Origin of the sequence: Agreia sp. Leaf283 (assembly GCF_001422485.1) — a bacterium.
In the GTDB taxonomy this organism is placed as follows: Bacteria; Actinomycetota; Actinomycetes; order Actinomycetales; family Microbacteriaceae; genus Agreia.
Genome location: NZ_LMNF01000003.1, coordinates 163,005 through 185,423 on the forward strand (window position 1 = coordinate 163,005; position 22,419 = coordinate 185,423).

A 22,419-nucleotide genomic window follows, 5' to 3' on the forward strand; every position below is an offset into this window, starting at 1 on the left:
CAGTGGGATAATCGTCGGCATGCCTTCGATCGAGTCCCTGTGCCGTGTTCACGCGCTCCGACCGGACAGCGGCTCCGTGGGCACGACCGCCATCGACAAGAGGCCCGTCGAGGGCCCCGTGAAGATCGGCGAGTACGGCCTCTACGCCGATGTGCAGGCCGACCGCAAGCACCACGGAGGCCTGACGAAGGCCGTCTACGCGTACGCGTCGGAGGATGCCGAGCACTGGTCCGGCATTCTGGGGCGCGAGATCGGTGCCGGCCTGTTCGGTGAGAACCTGCGAACACGCGGGGTCGACGTGTCGGGCGCGGTCATCGGCGAGCGATGGATGCTCGGGGCCGAGGTCGTTCTCGAAGTGACCTGCCCCCGAACCCCCTGCGCCACGTTCGGCCGGCGCATGGGGGAGCGCGGTTGGGTGAGGCGCTTCGCCGCGGAAGGCCGCCCCGGCGCCTACCTTCGGGTCGTGACTCCAGGTGAGGTCGCGGCGGGCGACGAGGTGCGCGTGATCGAGCGCCCCGATCACGGAGTCAGTATCGCGTCGTGGTTCACCGAGCGCCGCTCGGCCGACGCCGTCGCCCTTCTCGCCGCCCACGAGAGCGGTCGGCATCCGCTCGTGCCGGAGATGCTCGACTCGCTCGAGGTCGCCATCGCATCGAGCCGATGAGCCCCGCGGCGCGCTACTCGGCGAGGGCCGCCGCCGCGAGAAGGGCGCCGATCTGGTCGAAGTCGTCGCGCACCCGGCCGGCCGTGATGCGGATGAACTGCTCGCCCGCGAGGGGTACTGCGTAGAACGAGCTGCCCGCGGCGACCTTGATTCCCGATGCGGCCAGCGACAGGATCGCGGCCTTCTCGTCACGCACCCGCAGCCACGTGTTGATGCCGTCGGAGGGGGAGTGGTCGGCGCCATTGCGCACGAGCGCTTCGGAAAGCGCGCGCTGCCTCGCGTGGTACACCCGCCTCGCCTCGGAGATCTGGGTGACGCTGGGAGACGCGGTGAGCAGCTGGTAGAGGATCGTCTGCAGCATGCGCGAGGTCCAGCCCGGGCCCACGATGCGTTTCGCGATGACCCGGTCGATGATGGCGGTCGGCCCGCCCAGGGCGCCGATGCGCAGATCGGGGCCGTGCGACTTCGCGAAGCTGCGCACGTGCAGCGTGCGATGCGGAAACCACTCTCCGAGGCTGAACGCGGGACCAGTCGTGATCTCGCCCGAGTGGTCGTCCTCGATGATCACCGGGTCGCAGATGTGCGACTTCGAGCGGATGACCCGCGCCAGTTCGCGCGCACGCTCGGCCGTGAGCGACACGCCCGTGGGGTTCTGCGCCCGGGGCTGGATGATGATGGCCGCGGGATTGAGGTCGAGTGCGGCCGAGAGCAACTCGGGCCTCATGCCCTGCGAGTCGATGGCCACGGGGATCGCCTCCGCGCCGAGCTGCTCCAGCAGGTCGAGAAAAGCCGGGAATCCGGGGTCCTCGACGACGACCCTGTCGCCGTACCGCACGATCGCCTCGAGCGACCGGCTGATCGCATCCAGTGCCCCGTCGAGAATCGTGAGGCTCGCGGGCACGAAGGGCCAGGATGCGCGCAGCTGCCTCTCGAGGTCGGGCAGCACGCGCATGTCGAGGTAGCTGGCCGTGTCTGCGCGGGTCGGAACGTGGCCGAGCGCGAGCGCGAGGTCGGGAAGCAGGAGGGGGTCGGGTGTGCCGGTGGAGAGGTCGAGTCGGGCGACGACATGCGAACCCGCGAGCTCGCCGAAGTGGGGCGGCATCCAGGCGGTCGACGCCTCGAGCACGTAGCTGCCGGCGCGACCCCGTGAGTTGATGAGCCCCACCTTCGACAAGGCCTGCCACGCGTTGCTGACCGTGGCCGGGCTCACCCCGAGGGCGGCGGCGACATCCCGCACCGTCGGCAGCCGTTCTCCCGAGCGGAGTGCACCCCCGCGGATGAGCCGCGAGATCGCGGAGGCGATTCCCTCGGGCGTCTTCGCCTCGACGGCATCGATGATGGTCTCGAGCACTGCGGCCGTCCTTTCTCGATGGACTGAACTCTTGACTTATTTACGCCGACGTCACAATCTGAAATCTAAGAGAAATGTTCAACCCCGACAATAACAAAACGGGACCTGAGCACACAGTGGCTGCGTCGCCTCCTCACGGCTGGCACGGAGCCCTGCTCCGCCCGGCTCGAACGCTTCAGCGAGAGGACGATGCAATGACGGTAGTACGTGCAGCACTCACCCAGGCGACATGGACGGGTGACAAAGAGTCGATGATCGCCAAGCACGAGCAGTTCGTGCGCGACGCGGCGGCCCAGGGCGTGCAGGTCATCTGCTTCCAGGAGCTGTTCTACGGGCCCTACTTCGGCATCATCCAGGACGCGAAGTACTACGACTACGCTGAGGCCGCAGACGGCCCGACGGTGCAGCGGTTCCAGGCGCTCGCCAAGGAACTCTCGATGGTCATCGTGCTGCCGATCTACGAGGAGGAGCAGCCGGGCGTTCTCTACAACACGGCCGTCGTCGTCGACGCCGACGGAACCGTGCTGGGCAAGTACCGCAAGCACCACATCCCGAACCTGCAGCAGTTCTGGGAGAAGTTCTACTTCCGCCCCGGCAACCTCGGCTACCCGGTCTTCGACACGGCCGTCGGCAAGGTCGGCGTGTACATCTGCTACGACCGCCACTTCCCCGAGGGATGGCGTGAGCTCGGCCTCAACGGCGCGCAGATCGTGTTCAACCCGTCGGCCACGAAGCCCGGCCTGTCGAACCGCCTGTGGGAGCTCGAACAGCCCGCGGCTGCGGCGGCGAACCAGTACTACATCGGCGCGAACAACCGCATCGGCACCGAGACCGAGGAGTTCGGCGACGACGCCGTGACCTTCTACGGCAGCTCGTACTTCGTCGACCCGCGTGGCAACTTCGTCGGAGACGTCGCGTCGACCGACACTGAGGAGATCGTCGTGCGCGACCTCGACCTCGAGGTGCTGCGCGAGGTGCGCAACTCCTGGCAGTTCTACCGCGATCGCCGCCCGGACTCCTACCTGGCGACGGTCGCACCGTAAGGAAAGGGGACATCATGGCAACGACGCTGATCACCGGGGGAACGGTCGTCTCATCGACCGGTCGCGGCCGAGCAGACGTTCTCATCGACGGCGAGAGGATCGCCGCCGTGCTCGAACCCGGTTCGGTGCTGCTCGGCACCGACCTCACCTCCGCCGTCGACACGGTCATCGACGCCACCGGCAAGTACGTGATCCCGGGCGGAATCGACGCGCACACGCACATGCAGATGCCGTTCGGCGGCACCGAGGCATCCGACACGTTCGAGACCGGAACCCGGGCCGCGGCCTGGGGAGGCACGACGACGATCGTCGACTTCGCCATCCAGTCGTACGGCGAGCGGGTTCAGGATGGCCTGGCGGCGTGGCACGAGAAGGCGGCCGGCAACTGCGCCATCGACTACGGATTCCACCAGATCATCGGAGACGTCAACGAGGAGTCGTTGCGGGCGATGGACGGCCTGCTCGACGAGGGCGTGTCGAGCTTCAAGCTCTTCATGGCCTACCCGGGCGTGTTCCTGAGCAACGACGGGCAGATCCTCCAGGCGATGCAGAAGTCGGCGGCCACCGGCCTCATGACGATGATGCACGCCGAGAACGGGTCGGCCATCGACGTGTTCGCTCAGCAGCTCGTGAAAGACGGCTACACCGAGCCCTACTACCACGGCGTCTCCCGCCCGTGGCAGATGGAGGAGGAGGCCACGCACCGCGCGATCATGCTCGCCAACCTCACCGGTGCGCCGCTCTACGTGGTGCACGTCTCGGCGAAGCAGGCCGTGGGCCAGATCGCCACGGCCCGCGACAACGGCCAGAACGTCTACGGCGAGACCTGCCCGCAGTACTTGTACCTGTCACTCGAAGACAACCTGGGGGCCGAGGGCTTCGAGGGTGCCAAGTGGGTGTGCTCCACGCCGCTGCGCTCCAAGCACGAGCACCACCAGGACCAGCTGTGGCAGGCGCTGCGCACCAACGACATTCAGATGGTCTCGACCGACCACTGCCCCTTCTGCATGAAGGGCCAGAAGGAGCTCGGCATCGGCAACTTCACCAAGATCCCCAACGGAATCGGCTCGGTCGAGCACCGCATGGACCTGCTCTACCAGGGCGTCGTCAACGGCCACATCTCGTTGGAACGCTGGGTCGAGATCACCTCGACCACGCCGGCGCGCATGTTCGGCATGTACGGCAAGAAGGGCGTCATCCAGCCCGGTGCCGACGCCGACATCCTCGTCTACGACCCCAACGGGCACACGTCGATCGGCTACGAGAAGACGCACCACATGAACCTCGACTACTCCGCGTACGAGGGCTATGAGATCGACGGCCACGTCGACACCGTGCTCTCGCGCGGAAAAGTCGTGGTCGACGACAACCAGTATCTCGGCGCCAAGGGCGACGGCAGATTCATCAAACGCGGCCTCTCGCAGTACCTCATCTAAAGGACCACGCATGGAATTCGGCGCAGTACTCCAGACCAACCCGCCCGCCTCTCGAACGGTGCACCTCGCGAAGCTCGCAGAGCAGCACGGCTTCGAATACGTGTGGACGTTCGACTCGCACCTGCTGTGGCAGGAGCCGTACGTGATCTACAGCCAGATCCTCAACGAGACCCATCGTGTGAAGGTCGGCCCCATGGTCACGAACCCGGCCACGCGCGACTGGACCGTGACGGCCTCTCTCTACGCCACGCTCAACGAGATGTACGGCAACCGCACCATCATGGGTATCGGCCGGGGCGACTCGGCGGTGCGCGTCACGAACGGCGCCCCGACGACGCTCAAGTCGCTGCGCGAGTCGATCCACGTCATCCGCGAGCTGGCGAACTCGCGACCCGTCGAGTACAACGGCGCCGAGTTGCGGTTCCCGTGGAGCGTCGGCAGCGAACTGGATGTCTGGGTCGCCGCATACGGTCCGCTCGCGTTGAAACTCACGGGCGAGGTGGGAGACGGCTTCATCTTGCAGCTGGCCGACCTCGACATCGCCGAGTGGATGATCAAGACGGTGCGCGCCGCTGCGGAGAACGTCGGACGCGACCCCGACTCCATCGCCTTCTGCGTCGCCGCCCCGATGTACATCGGCGACGACTGGGAGCACATGCGCGACCAGTGCCGCTGGTTCGGCGGCATGGTGGGCAACCACGTGGCCGACATCGTGTCGAAGTACGGGGCCGACTCTTCGGTTCCGACCGCGCTCACCGACTACATCAAAGACCGCGAGGGCTACGACTACAACGAGCACGGCCGCGCCGGCAACAGCCACACGGCGTTCGTGCCCGATGAGATCGTCGACCGCTTCTGCCTGCTGGGCACCGCCGACGACCACATCGAGAAGCTGAAGAAGCTGAAGGACATCGGTGTGACCCAGTTCGCCGGCTACCTGCAGCACGACAACAAGGAGGAGACCCTCCGCGTGTACGGCGAGACGGTGATCCCCGCGCTCAAAGAGCACATCACGGCCAAGGCATGACCCGAACCGGCTCGCCGCTCGCCCGCCGCGTACTCCTCGGGGTGCTCGGGGTCGTCGTGCTGGCCGCCGTCTGGGAGCTCTACAAGGCGCTCGGCCCGGCGACCGGGGTGATGATCGGCGACCTCACCGTGCTGCCGCGCACCAGCGACCTCGCGATGCCTCATGTGTGGGACATGGTCGCCCGGCTCTTCCGCCCCGTTCGCTCGGCGGGCGACGACGAGCTCATGTGGCAGGCCGTGCTCAAGGCGTCGTTCTTCAGCCTGGGCGTGGCGGCGGTGGGCTGGCTCGTCGGCGTGGTCGTGGGCATGCTGCTCGCGATCGTCATGCAGCGCTTCCGCACGGCCGAGTCGGCGCTGCTCCCGTGGATCGTGCTCAGCCAGACCGTTCCCCTCATCGCCATCGCCCCGCTGGTCAAGCGCTGGGGGTCGCAGATCGAGGTCGGCGACTTCAGCTGGGAGAACTGGATGTCGGTGGCGCTCATCGCCTCGTACCTCGCGTTCTTCCCCGTGTCGATCGGTGCGCTCCGCGGCCTGGAGTCGCCCGACGTCAACCACGTCGAACTCATGCGCACCTACTCGGTGGGCTGGTGGGCGACGCTCATCAGGCTGCGCCTGCCGGCCAGCGTGCCTTACCTCCTGCCCGCCCTGCGCCTCGCGGCCGCCAATGCCGTCATCGGCACGGTCGTCGCCGAGGTGTCCATCGGCCTGCGCGGCGGCATCGGCCGCATGATCGTGGAGTACGCCGCGGCGGCCGGCGGAGACCCCGCCAAGCCGTGGGCGCCCATCTTCGGGGCCGTCGTCGTCGGCCTCCTGGCCGCGGGGGTGGTGGCCCTGATCGGCCTCGCCCTCACCCGTTACCGTCGAGGAGAGACCCCCGCATGAGCACCGAACCCACAGAATCCGGCCAGCCCGTAGCGCAGGGCCAGCCCGTCGCATCCGCCCGGCCCCCGGCCGTGTCTGTCGCCGGTGTGAGCAAGGTGTTCGCGTCGCGCAAAGGCACGGATGTGACGGCGCTCGAGGCCGTCGATCTCACGATCGCGCCGGGCGAGTTCGTGTCGCTCATCGGGCCGTCGGGATGCGGCAAGTCGACGCTGCTGCGTCTCATCGCCGACCTCGACACCCCCACGAGTGGATCGATCGAGGTGTTCGGCAAGACCGCCAGGGAGGCCCGCATCGATCAGGCCTACGGCATCGCCTTCCAGCAGGCGGGCCTGCTGCCGTGGCGCACCGTTCGCGCGAACATCGAGCTGCCGCTCGAGCTGCACAAGGTCGGCAAGGCCGCTCGCGCGGCGCGTTCGTCGGAACTGCTCGCCCTCGTCGGTCTCTCCGACTTCGCCGACAAGTACCCCGACCAGCTGTCGGGCGGCATGCAGCAGAGGGTGGCCATCGCCCGCTCCCTCGCCGAGAGCCCGGGACTGCTGCTGATGGACGAGCCGTTCGGTGCCCTCGACGAGATGACTCGCGAGCGCATGCAGACCGAGCTCGTGCGCATCTGCGCCGAGACCGGTGCCGCCGTCGTCTTCGTCACGCACTCGATCCCCGAAGCGGTCTTCCTCTCGAACAGGGTGGTCGTGATGTCGCCCCGGCCGGGTCGCATTCGCGACATCATCGCGGTCGACCTGGGACGCGCCGAGGGGCGCGACGAGGGGCTGCGCGAGGCCGACAGCTTCTTCGAGGCCGTGGTGTCCGTGCGCGAGAGCCTGCACGGCGAGGCCGCGGGTGCGCCGGCAGCGCGAGGGGTCGACATCCGATGAAGCAGTCAGCCTCGCTGCCGCGCACGATCCTCGCACCCGTGCTCCTCGGGGTGCTCGCGGTCGCCCTCTGGCAGCTGGCCGTGGTCGCCCTCGAGATCAAGCCGTTCGTGCTGCCCTCGCCCGTGTCGATCGCGACCGAGTTCTCCTCGAGCGTGTCGAGTGTGTGGACGTCGAGCCTCGTCACCGGGGCGAACGCGCTCATCGGCCTGCTGATCGGCGCGATCGTAGGCATCGTCGCCGCGATCATCGCCACTGTGCTTCCGATCACCGACGAACTGAGCGCCCCGCTGGTCGCCGCGGCATCCGTCATACCGATCGTCGCCCTCGCCCCCGTGCTGTACACGATGTTCGGCGCAGACAAGGAGACCGCGAGGCAGCTCGTGGCGGCGCTCGCGGTCTTCATTCCCGTGTACCTCAACACGCTGCGGGGCCTGCGCCAGGCCAGGCCGGTGCACCGCGACCTCATGCGGGCATACGGCGCCTCGTCATGGCAGGCCACGCGGGCTGTCACCCTGCCGGGCGCCGTTCCGTTCCTCTTCATCGGGCTGCGGATCGCTTCGAGCCTCGCGGTGATCTCCGCGCTCATCGGCGAGTACTTCGGCGGTCCCATCGGGGGGCTCGGCAAGTCGATCACCTCGGCGGCGGCCTCGAGCAACTACTCGCTCGCCTATGCCTACGTTCTCGGCGCGATCATCCTCGGCCTGGTCTTCTACGTCGTGACCCTCGGTCTCGAGAAGATCGTCTCGCCGCACCGGGCCCCGTCGACGGGCCCCTGACGACGTCCGCCGATCCCGGCGGCCCAAGCACCATTCACCGCACCAACACAGGAGGAACAATGAAACACAGCAAACGCCTCATTGTCACCGGCGCCATCGCGGCCGTCTCAGCGCTCGCGCTGGCAGGCTGCAGCTCGAGCGGCTCCGACGATTCCACCGATTCGGCGAGCGGAGAACTCACGCCGGTGACCCTGCAGCTGCAGTGGTTCGCCCAGGCGCAGTTCGCGGGCTACTACGCCGCCCTCGACCAGGGGTACTACGAAGACGAGGGGCTCGACGTGACGATCCTCGAGGGTGGCGCAGACATCGTTCCGCAGGACGTGCTCTCGGGCGGCGACGCCGACTACGCCATCTCGTGGGTTCCGAAGGTTCTCGGCTCCATCGAACAGGGCGCCGAGATCACCGACGTCGCGCAGATCTTCGAGCGCAGCGCCACCACGCAGATCTCGATGAAGGACAAGAACATCACGACCGCGGCCGACCTGGCCGGCAAGAAGGTCGGCAGCTGGGGCTACGGCAACGAGTGGGAACTCTTCGCCGGAATGCAGAAGGCCGACGTCGCCACCGACGACATCTCGCTGGTGCAGCAGGCGTTCGACATGAACGGCTTCCTCGCCGGCGACATCGACGCGGCGCAGGCCATGACCTACAACGAGTACGCCCAGGTGCTCGAGTCGGTGAACCCGGCGACGGGCGAGCTCTTCACGCCCGACGACCTCAACGTCATTGACTGGAACGACGAGGGCACGGCCATGCTGCAGGACGCGATCTGGGCCGACTCGGCCAAGCTCGCAGACGACGACGCGTACGCCGACCAGACCGTCAAGTTCATCAAGGCCTCGATCAAGGGCTGGATCTACGCGAAGGACAACCCCGAGGAGGCTGCGGAAATCGTGACCGCCGCCGGCTCCACGCTCGGCGAGAGCCACCAGCTGTGGATGACCAACGAGGTCAACAAGCTGATCTGGCCGTCGACATCCGGCGGAATCGGCATGATCGACGAAGACGCCTGGAAGCAGACGGTCGACATCGCCATGGGCACCAAGAACGAGACCGGCGCAACCGTCATCTCCGAGGAGCCCCCGGCGACCGCCTACTCGAACGACTACGTCACGAAGGCTCTCGACGAGCTGAAAGAAGAAGGGGTCGACGTCGAAGGCGCCGACTTCACGCCCATCGAGGTCACCCTCAAGGCGGGTGGCGAGTAACACCAGCGTCACCATCACCATCGTTCCCTGAGCCCGTCGAAGGGAGCCCGTCGAAGGGCTTCCCTTCGGCGGGCTCAGGGAACGCAACACAGAAAGAACAGGCACCACACGTGATTCCCACATCAGACGACGGCAAGCGCGCGTACGACCTCGACCGGGCCTACGTGTTCCACTCCTGGTCGGCGCAGGCCGCCCTCGATCCCATGGTCATCGCCGGGGGGTCGGGCACGCTCGTGTGGGACCACGACGGCAACGAGTTCCTCGACTTCTCGAGCCAGCTCGTCAACGTGAACATCGGCCACCAGCATCCGGCCGTGCGCGACGCGATCAAGGCCCAGGCCGACGTTCTCACCACCGTCGCGCCCGCCCACGCCAACCTCGCCCGCGGCGAGGCTGCCCGGCGCATCCTCGATCGCGCCGGCTCCGGCTTCGGCAAGGTCTTCTTCACCAACGGCGGTGCGGATGCGAACGAGAACGCGATCCGCATGGCCCGGCTCTACACGGGGCGCGACAAGGTGCTGTCGACGTATCGCTCGTATCACGGCAACACCGGCGCGGCCGTGGTCGCGACGGGGGACTGGCGCCGCGTTCCGAACGAGTACGCCCGCGGACACGTGCACTTCTTCGGCCCCTTCTCGTATCGCTCGGAGTTCTGGAGCGACAGTGTCGCGCAAGAGGGCGAGCGGGCCCTGCACCACCTGCGCCGCGTCATCCAGAGCGAGGGCGCGTCGTCGATCGCCGCGATCCTCATCGAGACCATCCCGGGCACGGCCGGAGTGCTCGTGCCGCCGCCCGGCTACCTGGCGGGGGTGCGTGCGCTCGCCGACGAGTTCGGCATCGTGCTGATCTTCGACGAGGTGATGGCTGGCTTCGGCCGCACGGGGGACTGGTTCGCGTTCCAGTCGCTTGCCGATGAGAACGGTGACATCGTCGTGCCCGACCTCATCACCTTCGCCAAGGGCGTCAACTCGGGCTACGTGCCCGTGGGCGGCGTCGTCATCTCGCCGTCGATCGCCGCGGCGTTCGACGACTCGGTCTTTCCCGGCGGGCTCACGTACTCCGGGCATCCGCTCGCGATGGCCTCGATCGTGGGTGCGCTCGACGCCATGGAGAGCGAGGGGATCGTGGCCAATGCGAAGCGCGTGGGAGCGGATGTCATCGGGCCGGGCCTGCGTGCGCTGCAGGCCAAGCATCCATCGATCATCGGAGAGGTGCGGGGCCTCGGCGTCTTCTGGGCGCTCGACCTGGTGGCCGACCCTGAGACGCGCGAGCCGGTCGCTCCCGCGGTGATCGCAGCGCTGAAGAAGTCGCTGCTCTCGCTCGGGCTGCTGCCGTTCTTCGCCGACAACAGGTTGCACGTCGTGCCGCCCTGCGTGGTCACCGACGACGAGGTCGCCAAGGCGCTCGACATCTACGACCGGGCGTTCTCGAGCCTCTGACGCGGTTGGTGCAGCGGCGGCTCATGGCCTGCCGCTGCACCGTCGGTGTCAGCGCGTGGGCTGGGGTCGGTAGCCATCCCGAACGACGGTCACGATGCTGGCGGCGACGCCTGCGAGTGCGAGAAGAGAGAATGAGACGAGTGCGATGATCATGGTTCCTGTCCTTTCCGGGATGAGTGATGTTGTCTCAACTCTGGCCTCGCCAACCATGTATCACAAGTGAATTGTCCTTTGCTCACTGTGTAGTCCAGCTTCCGTGATCTAGACTGCTGATCATGGACGTCGGACGACTCAATCTGTTGCGCGAACTCGCCGAGCGGGGGAGTATCACCGAGGTGGCCAGAGCCACCCATCGCACCGCATCGGGAATCTCTCAACAGCTGCGCAAACTCGAGTCCGAGGCGGGTCTTCCGCTCACCGAGAAGGTGGGTCGAGGCATCGCCTTGACCGACGCCGGCAGGGCTTTGGCCCGCAGTGCCACCGACGTGGCCATCGCGCTCGAGAAGGCCGAGGCGGTGTGGGACGAGTTCCGCAACGACCCCACGGGCACGGTGTCGCTCGCCACGTTCCCGACGGCAGGGCAGATGCTGCTGCCGGGCATGCTCAAGCGCGTGGCCGAGACCGGCGGGCTCACGGTGCACTGCTCCGACCGCGACCCGGAGTCCGAGGGCTTTCCCTCGCTCACCAGCGACTTCGACATCGTTCTGGCCCACTCGCCGAAGCCCGCGGCCTTCTGGAACGACAAGAACCTCCTCGCCATCCCGCTCATGACCGAGCCGCTCGACATCGCGCTCCCTCCGGGGCACCGCCTGGCCGACAAGGACTTCCTCGTGCCGAGCGACCTGATCGGCGAGCAGTGGATCGGCGTGCCCTGGGGCTACCCGTTCGAACGCACGCTCAACGACATCTTCGAGGCCGCGGGGGTTCCGGTGAACTTCTTCCAGCGCTTCGGTGACACCCGCGTCACCGAGGCCCTCGTGGCGGCCGGCCTCGGCGTCGCCGTGCTGCCCTGCTACACGGCCGCGGGCGCCTATCGCGACCGCATCGTGTTGAAGAATCTGCAGGGCGTCGTCGCCGAGCGCCACATCGCTATTCTCATGCGGCCCGATCGCGCCGAGCGCCTGGCCGTGCGCACCGTGGTGGATGCGCTGCGCGCCGAGGCGGCCGCCGTGGTCGAGGCGAACAAGCACCGCAACCCGCCGGCCGCCTAGCGGTCGCCGTCAGTTCTTCGGGGTGGCCCTGCGCAGGATGAAGTATCCCGTGACGGCGGCGACTACCGTCGGCACCAGGCTCCATGCGATCACGCCAGACGGTCCGTTCGAGTCGAACCAGGCACCGACCGCGGGCCAGCTGTTCGTGAACGAGACCAGCGCGATGCCGGCGATCAGCACCAGGCCGAGGGTTCCGAACAGCGCCAGCATGCCGTTGTTACGCCAGCGCTGGTAGATGGTCGCGATCGCGGCGCCGACGAAGTAGAAGAACAGGTACGTCGCGAAGTAGAGCCCGAAGCGCTCGATCCACGACGCATCCGCGCCGCCGAAGTAGTAGCTGGCGAACATCGTGCCGCCGAGCCCCCACCCGTCGGTCGCCACCTCGATGGCGGCCAGGATGGTGAGGCCCGCGCTGTAGACCGCCGAGAGGGCGACGAAGGTGAGCGCACTGCCCAGCCAGAAGTCGCGGCGGGTCACGCTGAAGCCCAGCGCGAACGGGAAGGTGTAGGCCACTGCCTGGATGCCCAGCACCAGCATGTACACGAAGATGTAGAACAGCGCCCCGGAGTAGGCGATGCCGTCGCGAGCGTCGGCCCTGTCGGCCTCGTCGGTCACCGAAGCGAAGATGATCCACCAGATCGTGACGTTGACGACGAAGATGCCACCCATGATCATCCACGGCACGGCGAAGACGCTGTAGCGATTCACGAGGTGCAGGCGAACGACCGAGAGGATGCGACTGCCGGCGTCGTGTCCGTCGGCCATCGGCTCTGTCGGTTCGGTTCGAGTGACGGTGCTCATGCGCTCTGCTCCAATGCTGTCTCGGTCTGGTTTCCGCCGGTGAGGCGCACGACCAGCTGCTGCAGGGACACGGGCGAGAGTTCCAGCCCCATCTCCGAAGCGCGTGCGCGATCCTGCGGGGAGAGTCGGCCGACGGTGACCGATGCGAGTCCGCCGATGCCGTCTCGGTGCAGCACCTCGCGGTCGGCGACGAAGGCGTCGACGCCCTGCCGGGTGCCGACCACGGTGGTGGCCGAGCCGCGGAGGGTCTCCGCGTCGTCGTCGATGAGCAGCCTTCCCTCGTCGATCACGAGAACGTGCTCGAGCAGGTTGCTGACCTCGTCGATGAGATGCGTCGAGAGGATGACGGTGCGGGGGTGGTCGCCGTAGTCCTCGAGGAGCCGGTCGTAGAAGATCTGCCGGGCCACGGCATCCAGACCCAGGTAGGGCTCGTCGAAAAACGTGAGCGGGGCGCGGGATGCTAGCCCGACGATCACGCCGATGGCCGACAGTTGGCCGCGCGACAGCTTCTTGATGCGCCGGTTCAACGGAAGCCTGAAATCGGCGATCAGGCGGTCGGCGAAGGCCGCGTCCCAGTTCGGGAAGAACCAGGGCGCGCTGGTGAAGACGTGCCGGGGCTTGAAGTCGTCGGGGTAGCGCTGGCTCTCCTTGATGAAGCACACGTTCTTCAGCACGCCGGAGTTCTCGACCGGGTTCTCGCCGAAGACGCGGATGTCGCCGCGCGTGGCGAAGTCCTGGCCGGTCAGAAGCTGCATCAGCGTGGTCTTGCCGGCTCCGTTGCGTCCGAGCAGACCGTGGATCGTGTTCTTCTGCACACTGAAGCTGATGTCGTCGACGGCTGTCGTGTCGCCGAATCGGCGGGTGAGGTGGGATGCCTCGACTACTGCACTCATGCGGTGCCTTCCTTTCTGATCATGTCGATCACCTGCGTCTTGTCGATGCCGAGCTTCTCCGCCTCGACGATCAGGGGCGCGATGAATTCGTTCTGGAACTGGTCGCGGCGCTTGGCGACCAGACGATCGCGGGCGCCGGACGCCACGAACATGCCGATGCCGCGCTTCTTGTAGAGGATTCCGTCGTCGACGAGCACGTTGACTCCTTTGCCTGCGGTTGCGGGGTTGATGCGGTGGAATGCGGCGAACTCGTTCGTCGACGGAACCTGCGTCTCTTCGGGCAGCGCACCGGCGATGATGTCGTTCTCGATCAGCTCCGCGATCTGAACGAAGATCGGTCGGGAGTCATCCATGACGATCACTCTTGGTTGGTTCGTTACTCATGTAACTAACCAACCAGCCTCCCGTCAAAATGTCAAGACTTTCCCGTGCGGACCTTCAGGGGAGCGTCCGTCGGGACGGGGGTAGACTCGAATGTTGTGAACAAATTCAAGAAGACGCCCTACACGGTGGGGGTGCACGATCTCATCCACCGTCCTGGCGAGATGCGCGAGCACGAGCTCGAGATCGTTGTTCCCGAGAAGCTCGGCGAGGGCCTCGTGGCCGTTCAGGCCGACTCGATCCTCGATGTCGACCTGCGTCTCGAGGGCCTGCACGACGGCATCCTGGCCTCGGTTCATGTCTCCGGAACGGCCGACGGAGTCTGCGGTCGCTGCCTCACCGACATCCATCTGCCGGTAGAAGTCGAATTCCAAGACGTTTTCGCGTATTCTCTTGACGAAGCTTTTGATTACTCGGTTCTCGACGATCACGTCGACCTCGAACCGATGATCAGGGATGCGGTGGTACTTTCACTGCCGTTCCAACCGGTCTGTCGGCCGGATTGCCCAGGACTCGACCCGGAGACGGGTGAAAAGCTGGCCGATCAGCCGCATGGCGAACCTCAGCAGATCACCGATCCGCGCTGGGCTGCGCTCGCAGGCTTCGAAGCTTCCACACAGACTGACCAAGCAGACACCGACGCGTCCACGCGACCCGAGTGACCTGAACGATAGAGAGAAGAGAAGATCATGGCTGTTCCGAAGAGAAAGATGTCGCGGGCTTCCACCCGCATGCGTCGCGCTCAGTGGAAGGCTACGGCCCCCACCCTCGTCAAGACGATCGAGAACGGCAAGACTGTCTACAGCCTGCCGCACCGCGCCAAGATCGTCGAGGACTCCGCAGGCACCCCCCTGTTCATGGAGTACAAGGGCCGCAAGGTCGCAGACATCTAAGACTCCTGCTGTCGGCAACGACATCAGAAGCGTCACCAAGGAGCGCCTCGATGGTTTCGGAACATGAAACCGACGGGTCGCTCCTTTTGGCGACTCTGCAGATCGATCTTCCCGACGATCTGCTGGAGCTCGCCCTGACCCACCGCTCGTACTCCTACGAGCACGGCGGCATCCCCACGAACGAGCGTCTGGAGTTCCTCGGCGACTCGATTCTGGGGCAGGCCGTCACGGTCATGCTCTACCACCGCTTCCCCGACCTCGAGGAGGGCGAGCTGGCCAAGCGTCGCGCCAGCCTCGTGTCGACGGTCGCCCTCGCCGAGATCGCCCGCGGCATCCAGCTGGGCCGTTTCGTGCGGCTGGGCCGGGGCGAAGAGCTCACGGGTGGACGAGACAAGGCCTCGATCCTCGCCGACACGATGGAAGCCGTGATCGGCGCCAGCTATCTGGGTGCGGGTCCGGATGCGGCGACCGCCCTCGTGCTGAGACTCGTCGCGCCGCTGGCCACGGCCCCGGGCCACTTCCGCATCTCGATGGATCCGAAGACGTCGCTGCAGGAGGTCGCGGGACAACAGGGCCTGGCCGCCCCCGTCTACGAACTCACGGAGTCCGGGCCCGATCACCAGAAGGTGTTCGTGGCGACCGTGCGCGTGACGAGCGCCGCCGGTGTCGTCGTGGCCGAGGCATCCGGCACCGGCCCCTCGAAGAAGCAGGCCGAGGCATCCGCCGCCCGCGACGCCGTCGCGGCCCTGTCGGCCGCACCGACGACCGACGCGGTCTCGGCCTAGCGTGCCCGAACTCCCCGAAGTCGAGGTCGTTCGCGCGGGCCTCGAAAGAGCCGTCTCCGGCGCGGTCATCACGGCCGTCGAGGTCTTCGAGCAGCGTTCGCTCAAGCGGCACAGCCCCGTGGTGGGCGCGTTCGTCGACCTGCTCGAGGGTCGCCGGATGCTGTCGGCGGTTCGCCGAGGCAAGTTCCTCTGGTTTCCGCTCGACGATGCGACAGACGCCGGAGGACATGCCCTCGTCACGCACCTCGGCATGAGCGGACAGGTGCTGCTGCGCACCCCGGGCGTCGAGGAGGACGGCCTGCTGCGCATCCGGCTGCACATCGAGCATCCCCAGCACGGCGAGTTCTGGGTGAACTTCGTCGACCAGCGCATCTTCGGATCGATGGCGGTCGACGGCCTCGTTCCGACGCCCGACGGGCGCGCGGCCGGCCGGGGGAGCGAGCTCGCCTCCCTTCCCGGCCAGGTGTCGCACATCGCCCGCGACCCGCTCGATCCCGCGTTCAGCGACGCGGCCTTCTTCGCCGCGCTCGCCCGCAAGAACACCGGCATCAAGAGGGCGATGCTCGACCAGAACCTGATCAGCGGCATCGGCAACATCTATGCCGACGAGTCGCTGTGGGCGGCGCGCATCCACTACGAGCAGCCCGCGTCATCGCTGTCGCGCGCCAAGGCCAAGCTGCTGCTCGCCGAGGTGCGACTGGTGCTCGAGAAGGCGCTCGCCGAGGGCGGCACGAGCTTCGATGCCCAGTACGTGAACGTGAACGGGGCGTCGGGTTACTTCTCGCACAGCCTCAACGCCTACGGCCGGCAGGGCGAGCCGTGCCCCCGCTGCGGGCGCCCGATCGTGCGCGAGAGCTTCATGAACCGCGGCTCGCACTTCTGCGCGCACTGCCAGCGGCTGCGCTGAGCCGACTTTCGTGGAATCGGGTCACCCTTCGACTGCGTACCAATATTTGGTACATTGGCCTCATGGCGACGAACACATCCATCAGTCTCGACGATCACTTCACGGGCTTTCTTGCGCAGGAGGTGGCCACCGGGCGGTATCGCTCGGCCAGCGAGGTGGTCCGCGCGGCACTGCGGCTGCTCGAAGACCAAGAAACGCAGATGTCGGCGCTGCGCGCCGCGCTTGTTGCCGGTGAGCAGAGCGGCGATGCCGAGCCGTTCGACTTCGACGCGTTCGTCGCGTCGAAGAAACGGTGAGCACGTACCGACTCACCCCTGCCGCGCAGCACGACCTCTCGTCTATCTGGGATTTCACGGAGGAACGCTGGGACGGGCGTCAGACGGAAACGTACATCACCGAGATCAGGTCAGCGATCGAACGCGTGGCAGCCGATGCCGAGCGAGGGCGAGCCTGTGACGACATTCGTGAGGGATACCGGCGTTACGCGATCGGCAGCCACCTGATCTTCTTCGTCGAACGCGGCGGCGGCATCGACGTGATCCGCATTCTGCACCAGCGGATGGACCCGACCCTTCATCTCTGACGGTCCGGACAAACGAATGCGACGGACGCTCGCGCTGGGCTGATTGAGAGCACGCTCACCGGATGCTCAGGGTAGGTGGATGCATACTTGCCGCTGACCATTCGACAGGAAGGACTCGGCGTGAGCGAGAACGACGAATCGACCGGGCCCCAGCTGGAGCCCTGGTTCAGCGAGACCCCGAAGCCGCGCAAGCGTCCCGAAGCGGAGACGGTTCCGATCGAGGCTTTGACCGCCGATCTGTCGAACGACTCGACGAACACCGCGCCGACCGAGCAGCTCTCGTTCGAGCAGCAGGAACAGCCCTGGTTCGAGCGAGACATCGACGCCCAGACCGCCGAGACCGCCCAGACCGCCGAGCCCACCCTGTCCGGCCAGCCCGACGCATCCGGCACCGAGGGCGACGCAGCGACGGCCGAGGCCGCGGCCGCCGAGAACGGCGAGAGGCCGAACGCACGCCGTCGCCGCCTGCGCCGCACCAGCCTGGCCGTGCTCGGAGGAGCACGCCCCGACGCCATCGAGGGCGCGCCCGGTGACCGCCAGGCCTACTCGTCCATGGCCCTCATCCTGATGTTCACGGCCACCGTCGCCGCACTCTCGATGTCCTTCGCGCTCGGCATGGTGTTCCACGCCGACTGGTTCTGGTTCATTCCCGTCGGCATCTTCTGGGGTGCGGGAATCTTCGCCATCGACCGCGCCCTCACCATCCAGCTCTCGAATACCAAGGGTGCGTGGAAGACCACCTTCGCTGTCGTGCCCCGCGTGCTGCTTGCGGCCATTCTCGGCGCCGTCATCTCGACTCCGGTCACCCTGCAGATCTTCGCGCCGGAGATCAGCGCCCAGATCCTCGTGATGGAGGCCGAGTCCCGCACGGCCTTCGCCGACCAGCTCGCGAGCGACCCCGTGCTCGCGACCGAAGACGACGTGCGCGCCACGATCGCCAGCAACCAGGCGATCATCGATACGAGCGACGCGGTCGATCCCCTCGACGACCCCACCTACGCCGCGGCCAAGGCGGCAGAGGACGCCGCACTCGCCGATCTCAACGCCAAGACCGCCGCGTGGCAGGCCGAGGCGAACGGCACGGGAGGATCGGGGCAGGTCGGAGACGGCGCCGTCACCGAGATCGCGAAGCAGGCCGTCGACGCTGCCCAGGTCATCTACGACCAGGCGCAGGAGGCATCGGCGGCAGCCCTGACCAGCGCCCAGACCGCCCTCGGATCCCAGCTCGCCGAGTCGAAGACCACCGCCGAGGCCGCGCTCACCAAGGCCCAGGCCGAGCTGGCCACGATCGAGCAGCGCAAGGCAGACTTCCAGGCCCAGAACGATGCGGCCGTCTCCTCGAGCGACGGCATCAGCAACCGGCTCACCGCGCTCGACCGGCTCAGCGCCGAGAGCCCGTCGGCCGGGCTCGCGCACGTCATGGTTTTCCTGCTGTTCTTCGCGATCGAACTGCTGCCCGTGATCATCAAGCTGCTGCGCAACCTCGGCAACAAGGACTCCGTGCACGACGAGACCGCACGCGAGCACGATCGAACCGAGATCAACCGGGTGCGCCAGCAGTTCGCACTCGAGCGCGACCAGGCACTTCTGGATGCCCAGATCACGTCGGGCAGGCTGGCCACACTCCGGCAACTGGCCGAGCACGAGGAAGAACTGGCGCTGGCCACGGGCAAGGAGCGCAACGTCGGACTCGACGACCGCGTTCGCCGCAAGAGCCAGGACTTCTTCGACGAGTGGGATCGTGACCAGTCGGCCCAGCGCCAGCGCTGATCAGGGCGGCCTGATCAGGCAGTGGCTTCGACCTCCGACGGCTCCACGGGCGCGTGGTGCGGCCGGCCGGTGAGGTGTCCGGTCAGCGCGACCACGAGAGTGATGAAAGCGGCCAGCGCGACGCCCCAGCCGATGTGGACAGTCATCAGCAGAGCACCCACGGCGGCGCCTCCACCGATGAGCAGGATGGCGCCGGCCCGCCGGAACCACGGCTGACCCGAGCCGCCGGCCAGTCGCGAGTCGGCGGCGAGACCCGTGATGGTCGACGTGACCACGACGGTGGTCACGTCTTTCACGGCGATGTGCCGGGCCGTCGCGGCCTGCACGCCCATCACCAGGGCGAAGAAGCCCGTGAAGATGTACTCGTAGGGAGCAGGGGGAGGGCCGTCGTTCACGAAGAGGGCGATGGCGAGGCCCACCATGACCGTGCCGACGATGCTGAAGAGCACGGTGGTGCGGGTGGTCCAGCCGACCTTGACGGGGCGCAGTACTCGCCCGCCGATCGCTGCGCCCAGCATGAATGCGAACAACGCCACGAGCGGGCCGATGACCGGCAGGTCGTCGGCGCCCGCGAGGGCCATTCCGAGGATCACCACGTTGCCGGTCATGTTGGCCGTGAAGACCTTGTCGAGGCCGAGGTAGCCCACGGCGTCGGCGATGCCGGTCGAGAAGGTGAGTGCGAGCATCAGGCCGAGGTGCAGATTGGCGGGCTTGCTTCGGAGTCGGCGGAGCACTGGGCACCTGCTCTTTCGATGTCGTGGTTGCGGGCGGGGCGGCTGGCGCACGATACTCTCGAAGCGACCGACCCCATCTTTCCAGACTTCGGAAGGCCCGCACCGGATGCCCGTGACAGCCCCGCTCCAGCCCGGCCAGGGATTCGTCCAGGCCGCCCACTACCTGCCGGCCACGATCGGCAACGTGCTGTGGGGCAGGCTGCCCTGCGAGAGCGATGCGGCTGTGCTCACGATCGACTCCGGCGACGAGGTCACGATCGACACCATCAGCCACGAGGGCGTGCTCGAAGACCAGGGCCGCGATCCGGCCGCCTTCTTCGCCGCACACGGTGTGGCGCGCGAGAATGTGCTCGACGACGCGATCGCTCTCGCGGCATCCGGATACCAGCGCGACCCCAAGGTCGACGGGCCGCACGTCGTGACCGGGCCCATCCGCATCCGGGGGGCGAAGCCGGGCGACCTGCTCAAGATGACCGTGCTCGAAGCGACCCCGCGCGTGCCCTACGGAGTGATCTCGAACCGGCACGGCAGAGGGGCGCTGCCCGGGGAGTTTCCTCAGGTCGAGGGCTCCGTCAGCATCTTCGCGGCCGTCGACCACGACCCCGACGGCAGCCAGGTGGGCACCCTGCCGCTCGTCGCGGGGGGAGAGCGCTCGGTGCGGTTTCCGCTTCACCCGTTCCTCGGCATCATGGGCGTCGCGGTCTCGGGGTCGACGCGTCCCCACTCCGTGCCGCCCGGCCCGCACGGCGGCAACATCGACATCAACCTGCTGACCGCGGGCAGCTCGCTCTACATTCCCGTGCAGGTCGACGGGGCCCTCGCCTACGTCGGCGACCCGCACTTCGCCCAGGGAGACGGAGAGGTCGCGCTGACCGCGATGGAGGCCTCGCTGCGCGTGACCGTGCGGTTCGAGGTCGTGCCGCAGAGCGACGCGCTCACCGCCTTCGGAGCCCTCGTCGGGCCGCTCGCCGAGACGCGGGAGTTCCTCGTTCCCACGGGAATGGACGCCGATCTCGACGAGGCGGTGCGCCGATGCGTGCGGGCCGCGATCTCGCTGCTGCACGCCCGCTACGGCATGCAGGAGGACCTGGCCTACGCCTACCTCAGCGCCGCCACCGACTTCAACATCTCCCAGGTCGTCGACCTGGTCACCGGCGTGCACGCCCGCGTGCGCGTCTCCGACTTCGAAGGACATCATGCCTGATCAGATTCCTCCCACGTCCGTCACCGGCGAGTTGCCCGACGGCCTGATCGACGCCTTCTGGGCCTACGAGAACGCGCTTCTCACGAACGACCTCGAGGCGCTCGACTCAGCCTTCGCTCCGGGCGACACCACCCTGCGCGGAGACGCCGGCGGCCTGCTGGTCGGCCACGACCGCATCAGCTCCTTCCGTGGCGCCCGGGGTGGCGCCCCCGTTCGCACGATCACCTCGATCCACGTGCGTGTGCTCTCCGACGAGTACGCGCTCATCGTCAGCGAGAACGAGCCGCGCTCCGGCGGGCGCGGGCTCGTCACACAGCTGTGGGCGCGGCATGCGGATGCCGGGGGCTGGGTCGTCGAATCGGCCCAGGTCGCGGGCGCACCGGCCGCCATGAACACCGCCATCTGGCGAGTGCTCGGCAACCCGCTCGTCGCCTCGACCGCCTCCGACGGCGGCCCGCTCGCAGGCGAGACGGTCGCGGTGAAAGATCTCTTCGATGTGCAGGGCTTCGCCGTGGGCGGCGGAGTCCCCGAATTCCTGGCCGAGGCCGAACCCGCCCAGGCGCACGCGCCCGCGGTAGCCGCCCTGCTCGCGGCCGGCGCATCCATTCGAGGAATTGCGCAGACCGACGAATTCGCCTACTCGATCGCCGGAAAGAACGTGCACTACGGCACCCCGCCCAACGTGAAGGTGCCGGGCGCGATCCCCGGCGGCTCGTCGAGCGGACCGGCAGCGGCCGTCGCGCTCGGGCACGCCAGCATCGGACTCGCGACCGACACGGCCGGGTCGATCCGGGTGCCCGCGTCGTACCAGGGTCTCTGGGGGCTGCGCACGACGCACGGCGCGGTCGACGCCGGCGGGCTGCTGCCCCTGGCCGAGTCGTTCGACACGATCGGATGGCTGACGAGGTCGCCCTCCGTGCTGCGTGCCGCTGCCGCGAGCTCGCTCGACGGCGACGCGCAGCAGTCGGTCGAGCCGCGGTTCGTGATCTCGACCGAGCTGCTCTTCGCGGCCGACGACTCGATTCAGGGCGCGATGGTGGATGCCGTGGGCCGGCTCGAGGCCGACGGCCTCATCGGCGAGGTCGGCGTGGTCGACCTCGGCGACACGTCGGGATTCTTCGAGGCGTTCCGCACCGTGCAGGCTGCCGAGGCGTGGCGTCGTCACGGCGACTGGATCACGGCGCACCCCGGGGTGCTCGCTCCCGATGTCGCTTCCCGATTCGAGTCGGCGTCGACGGTGACCGCCGAGGCCGAGTCCTTGGCCCGCGAGGTACTGCCGGCCGCTCGCACCCAGCTCGACGACGCGCTCGCCGGGCGCATCCTGCTTCTGCCGTCGACGTCGTCGACCGCGCCGAGCGTCGGAGCGGACTCCGATGAGATCGACCGCACTCGCGCCGCGACCCTGGCGATGACCTGCTTCGCGGGCATCGGTGGGTATCCGGCGCTGTCGGTTCCGCTGCTCGAGGTCGACGGTGCGCCCGCCGGCCTCTGCCTCGTGGGCCCGCGCGGCACCGACCTCGCGCTCATCGACATCGCGGCCCCTTTCGTCCGCTGACGGCC

Annotated in this window: 24 protein-coding genes; 19 read left to right on the plus strand and 5 right to left on the minus strand. The window is 67.6% G+C overall.

Features of this window, described 5'->3' with window-relative positions:
• Positions 1 to 19: 19 nt before the first annotated feature.
• Entirely contained in the window at positions 20 to 664 is a 645-nt protein-coding gene (locus tag ASF51_RS14405; protein ID WP_055931281.1) for an MOSC domain-containing protein, read from the plus strand.
• 13 nt (positions 665 to 677) lie between these two features.
• Here ASF51_RS14405 and ASF51_RS14410 read toward each other — a convergent pair whose 3' ends face one another.
• Positions 678 to 2,015: an aminotransferase class I/II-fold pyridoxal phosphate-dependent enzyme gene (locus tag ASF51_RS14410; RefSeq protein ID WP_055931284.1), complete on the minus strand. Its 1,338-nt coding sequence runs from the start codon at positions 2,013 to 2,015 to the stop codon at positions 678 to 680.
• A gap of 194 nt (positions 2,016 to 2,209) precedes the next feature.
• Between ASF51_RS14410 and ASF51_RS14415 the strand changes: the two genes are divergently transcribed.
• The 9 genes from ASF51_RS14415 (at position 2,210) to ASF51_RS14455 (ending at position 11,908) form a co-directional block, all read left to right on the plus strand.
• Positions 2,210 to 3,058, plus strand: a complete 849-nt coding sequence (locus ASF51_RS14415) for a nitrilase-related carbon-nitrogen hydrolase (RefSeq protein ID WP_055931288.1) — start codon at positions 2,210 to 2,212, stop codon at positions 3,056 to 3,058.
• Between the two features lie 14 nt (positions 3,059 to 3,072).
• Positions 3,073 to 4,494, plus strand: coding sequence for a dihydropyrimidinase (hydA, locus tag ASF51_RS14420; protein ID WP_055931290.1), 1,422 nt, complete (start codon positions 3,073 to 3,075; stop codon positions 4,492 to 4,494).
• 10 nt (positions 4,495 to 4,504) lie between these two features.
• Complete coding sequence (locus ASF51_RS14425; protein WP_055931293.1) at positions 4,505 to 5,521, plus strand: TIGR03842 family LLM class F420-dependent oxidoreductase; 1,017 nt, start codon at positions 4,505 to 4,507, stop codon at positions 5,519 to 5,521.
• A complete protein-coding gene (locus tag ASF51_RS14430; RefSeq protein ID WP_055931296.1) occupies positions 5,518 to 6,402 on the plus strand; it encodes an ABC transporter permease in 885 nt (294 codons plus the stop codon). The genes ASF51_RS14425 and ASF51_RS14430 overlap by 4 nt, the downstream gene beginning before the upstream one ends.
• Complete coding sequence (locus ASF51_RS14435) at positions 6,399 to 7,274, plus strand: ABC transporter ATP-binding protein (protein ID WP_055931299.1); 876 nt, start codon at positions 6,399 to 6,401, stop codon at positions 7,272 to 7,274. Before ASF51_RS14430 ends, ASF51_RS14435 begins: the two co-directional genes overlap by 4 nt.
• Positions 7,271 to 8,050, plus strand: a complete 780-nt coding sequence (locus ASF51_RS14440) for an ABC transporter permease (RefSeq protein WP_055931302.1) — start codon at positions 7,271 to 7,273, stop codon at positions 8,048 to 8,050. Before ASF51_RS14435 ends, ASF51_RS14440 begins: the two co-directional genes overlap by 4 nt.
• Before the next feature lie 59 nt (positions 8,051 to 8,109).
• Positions 8,110 to 9,258: an ABC transporter substrate-binding protein gene (locus ASF51_RS14445; protein WP_055931305.1), complete on the plus strand. Its 1,149-nt coding sequence runs from the start codon at positions 8,110 to 8,112 to the stop codon at positions 9,256 to 9,258.
• Positions 9,259 to 9,371: 113 nt separating this feature from the next.
• On the plus strand, positions 9,372 to 10,697 hold the full coding sequence (locus ASF51_RS14450; protein WP_369797324.1) for an aspartate aminotransferase family protein: 1,326 nt from the start codon (positions 9,372 to 9,374) through the stop codon (positions 10,695 to 10,697).
• 275 nt (positions 10,698 to 10,972) lie between these two features.
• A complete protein-coding gene (locus ASF51_RS14455; protein ID WP_055931310.1) occupies positions 10,973 to 11,908 on the plus strand; it encodes a LysR family transcriptional regulator in 936 nt (311 codons plus the stop codon).
• A 9-nt stretch (positions 11,909 to 11,917) separates the two neighbouring features.
• Here the strand turns inward: ASF51_RS14455 and ASF51_RS14460 are convergent, their stop codons facing one another.
• From ASF51_RS14460 to ASF51_RS14470, 3 genes are read right to left on the minus strand one after another with little or no spacing between them, the layout of a single operon-like run.
• Entirely contained in the window at positions 11,918 to 12,709 is a 792-nt protein-coding gene (locus ASF51_RS14460; RefSeq protein ID WP_235497267.1) for a hypothetical protein, read from the minus strand.
• Entirely contained in the window at positions 12,706 to 13,602 is an 897-nt protein-coding gene (locus tag ASF51_RS14465) for an ABC transporter ATP-binding protein (RefSeq protein ID WP_055931312.1), read from the minus strand. Before ASF51_RS14465 ends, ASF51_RS14460 begins: the two co-directional genes overlap by 4 nt.
• Positions 13,599 to 13,955, minus strand: coding sequence for a GntR family transcriptional regulator (locus ASF51_RS14470; RefSeq protein ID WP_055932192.1), 357 nt, complete (start codon positions 13,953 to 13,955; stop codon positions 13,599 to 13,601). The genes ASF51_RS14465 and ASF51_RS14470 overlap by 4 nt, the downstream gene beginning before the upstream one ends.
• 126 nt (positions 13,956 to 14,081) lie before the next feature.
• Between ASF51_RS14470 and ASF51_RS14475 the strand changes: the two genes are divergently transcribed.
• From ASF51_RS14475 to ASF51_RS14505, 7 genes are all read left to right on the plus strand, one after another.
• Complete coding sequence (locus ASF51_RS14475; RefSeq protein WP_369797325.1) at positions 14,082 to 14,645, plus strand: DUF177 domain-containing protein; 564 nt, start codon at positions 14,082 to 14,084, stop codon at positions 14,643 to 14,645.
• A gap of 27 nt (positions 14,646 to 14,672) precedes the next feature.
• Entirely contained in the window at positions 14,673 to 14,876 is a 204-nt protein-coding gene (gene rpmF, locus ASF51_RS14480; protein ID WP_044442139.1) for a 50S ribosomal protein L32, read from the plus strand.
• Positions 14,877 to 14,926: 50 nt separating this feature from the next.
• Entirely contained in the window at positions 14,927 to 15,661 is a 735-nt protein-coding gene (rnc, locus tag ASF51_RS14485) for a ribonuclease III (RefSeq protein WP_055931314.1), read from the plus strand.
• Position 15,662: 1 nt separating this feature from the next.
• Entirely contained in the window at positions 15,663 to 16,568 is a 906-nt protein-coding gene (mutM, locus tag ASF51_RS14490) for a bifunctional DNA-formamidopyrimidine glycosylase/DNA-(apurinic or apyrimidinic site) lyase (RefSeq protein WP_055931316.1), read from the plus strand.
• A gap of 62 nt (positions 16,569 to 16,630) precedes the next feature.
• The gene (locus ASF51_RS14495) at positions 16,631 to 16,864 is read left to right on the plus strand and encodes a type II toxin-antitoxin system ParD family antitoxin (RefSeq protein ID WP_055931318.1); all 234 of its coding nucleotides are present in this window, start codon (positions 16,631 to 16,633) and stop codon (positions 16,862 to 16,864) included.
• Entirely contained in the window at positions 16,861 to 17,151 is a 291-nt protein-coding gene (locus tag ASF51_RS14500; protein WP_055931319.1) for a type II toxin-antitoxin system RelE/ParE family toxin, read from the plus strand. Before ASF51_RS14495 ends, ASF51_RS14500 begins: the two co-directional genes overlap by 4 nt.
• Positions 17,152 to 17,271: 120 nt before the next feature.
• Positions 17,272 to 18,921: a DUF4407 domain-containing protein gene (locus tag ASF51_RS14505; RefSeq protein WP_157412175.1), complete on the plus strand. Its 1,650-nt coding sequence runs from the start codon at positions 17,272 to 17,274 to the stop codon at positions 18,919 to 18,921.
• A 14-nt stretch (positions 18,922 to 18,935) separates the two neighbouring features.
• Here the strand turns inward: ASF51_RS14505 and ASF51_RS14510 are convergent, their stop codons facing one another.
• Positions 18,936 to 19,655 carry a YoaK family protein gene (locus tag ASF51_RS14510; protein ID WP_235497268.1) on the minus strand — a complete coding sequence of 240 codons (720 nt, stop codon included), beginning with the start codon at positions 19,653 to 19,655 and terminating at the stop codon, positions 18,936 to 18,938.
• Positions 19,656 to 19,761: 106 nt separating this feature from the next.
• Here ASF51_RS14510 and ASF51_RS14515 point away from each other — a divergent pair, with 106 nt between their 5' ends.
• Together ASF51_RS14515 and ASF51_RS14520 are read left to right on the plus strand one after the other, a co-directional pair.
• Complete coding sequence (locus ASF51_RS14515; RefSeq protein ID WP_055931324.1) at positions 19,762 to 20,859, plus strand: acetamidase/formamidase family protein; 1,098 nt, start codon at positions 19,762 to 19,764, stop codon at positions 20,857 to 20,859.
• Entirely contained in the window at positions 20,852 to 22,414 is a 1,563-nt protein-coding gene (locus ASF51_RS14520) for an AtzH-like domain-containing protein (protein ID WP_082480077.1), read from the plus strand. The genes ASF51_RS14515 and ASF51_RS14520 overlap by 8 nt, the downstream gene beginning before the upstream one ends.
• Positions 22,415 to 22,419: the final 5 nt, after the last annotated feature.

Coding starts and splice junctions, on each gene's coding strand:
- ASF51_RS14405 (WP_055931281.1), top strand. CDS start 20: ATGCCTTCGATCGAGTCCCTGTGCCGTGTTCACGCGCTCCGACCGGAC.
- ASF51_RS14415 (WP_055931288.1), top strand. CDS start 2,210: ATGACGGTAGTACGTGCAGCACTCACCCAGGCGACATGGACGGGTGAC.
- hydA (WP_055931290.1), top strand. CDS start 3,073: ATGGCAACGACGCTGATCACCGGGGGAACGGTCGTCTCATCGACCGGT.
- ASF51_RS14425 (WP_055931293.1), top strand. CDS start 4,505: ATGGAATTCGGCGCAGTACTCCAGACCAACCCGCCCGCCTCTCGAACG.
- ASF51_RS14430 (WP_055931296.1), top strand. CDS start 5,518: ATGACCCGAACCGGCTCGCCGCTCGCCCGCCGCGTACTCCTCGGGGTG.
- ASF51_RS14435 (WP_055931299.1), top strand. CDS start 6,399: ATGAGCACCGAACCCACAGAATCCGGCCAGCCCGTAGCGCAGGGCCAG.
- ASF51_RS14440 (WP_055931302.1), top strand. CDS start 7,271: ATGAAGCAGTCAGCCTCGCTGCCGCGCACGATCCTCGCACCCGTGCTC.
- ASF51_RS14445 (WP_055931305.1), top strand. CDS start 8,110: ATGAAACACAGCAAACGCCTCATTGTCACCGGCGCCATCGCGGCCGTC.
- ASF51_RS14455 (WP_055931310.1), top strand. CDS start 10,973: ATGGACGTCGGACGACTCAATCTGTTGCGCGAACTCGCCGAGCGGGGG.
- ASF51_RS14460 (WP_235497267.1), bottom strand. CDS start 12,709: ATGAGCACCGTCACTCGAACCGAACCGACAGAGCCGATGGCCGACGGA.
- ASF51_RS14465 (WP_055931312.1), bottom strand. CDS start 13,602: ATGAGTGCAGTAGTCGAGGCATCCCACCTCACCCGCCGATTCGGCGAC.
- ASF51_RS14470 (WP_055932192.1), bottom strand. CDS start 13,955: ATGGATGACTCCCGACCGATCTTCGTTCAGATCGCGGAGCTGATCGAG.
- rpmF (WP_044442139.1), top strand. CDS start 14,673: ATGGCTGTTCCGAAGAGAAAGATGTCGCGGGCTTCCACCCGCATGCGT.
- rnc (WP_055931314.1), top strand. CDS start 14,927: ATGGTTTCGGAACATGAAACCGACGGGTCGCTCCTTTTGGCGACTCTG.
- ASF51_RS14495 (WP_055931318.1), top strand. CDS start 16,631: ATGGCGACGAACACATCCATCAGTCTCGACGATCACTTCACGGGCTTT.
- ASF51_RS14515 (WP_055931324.1), top strand. CDS start 19,762: ATGCCCGTGACAGCCCCGCTCCAGCCCGGCCAGGGATTCGTCCAGGCC.
- ASF51_RS14520 (WP_082480077.1), top strand. CDS start 20,852: ATGCCTGATCAGATTCCTCCCACGTCCGTCACCGGCGAGTTGCCCGAC.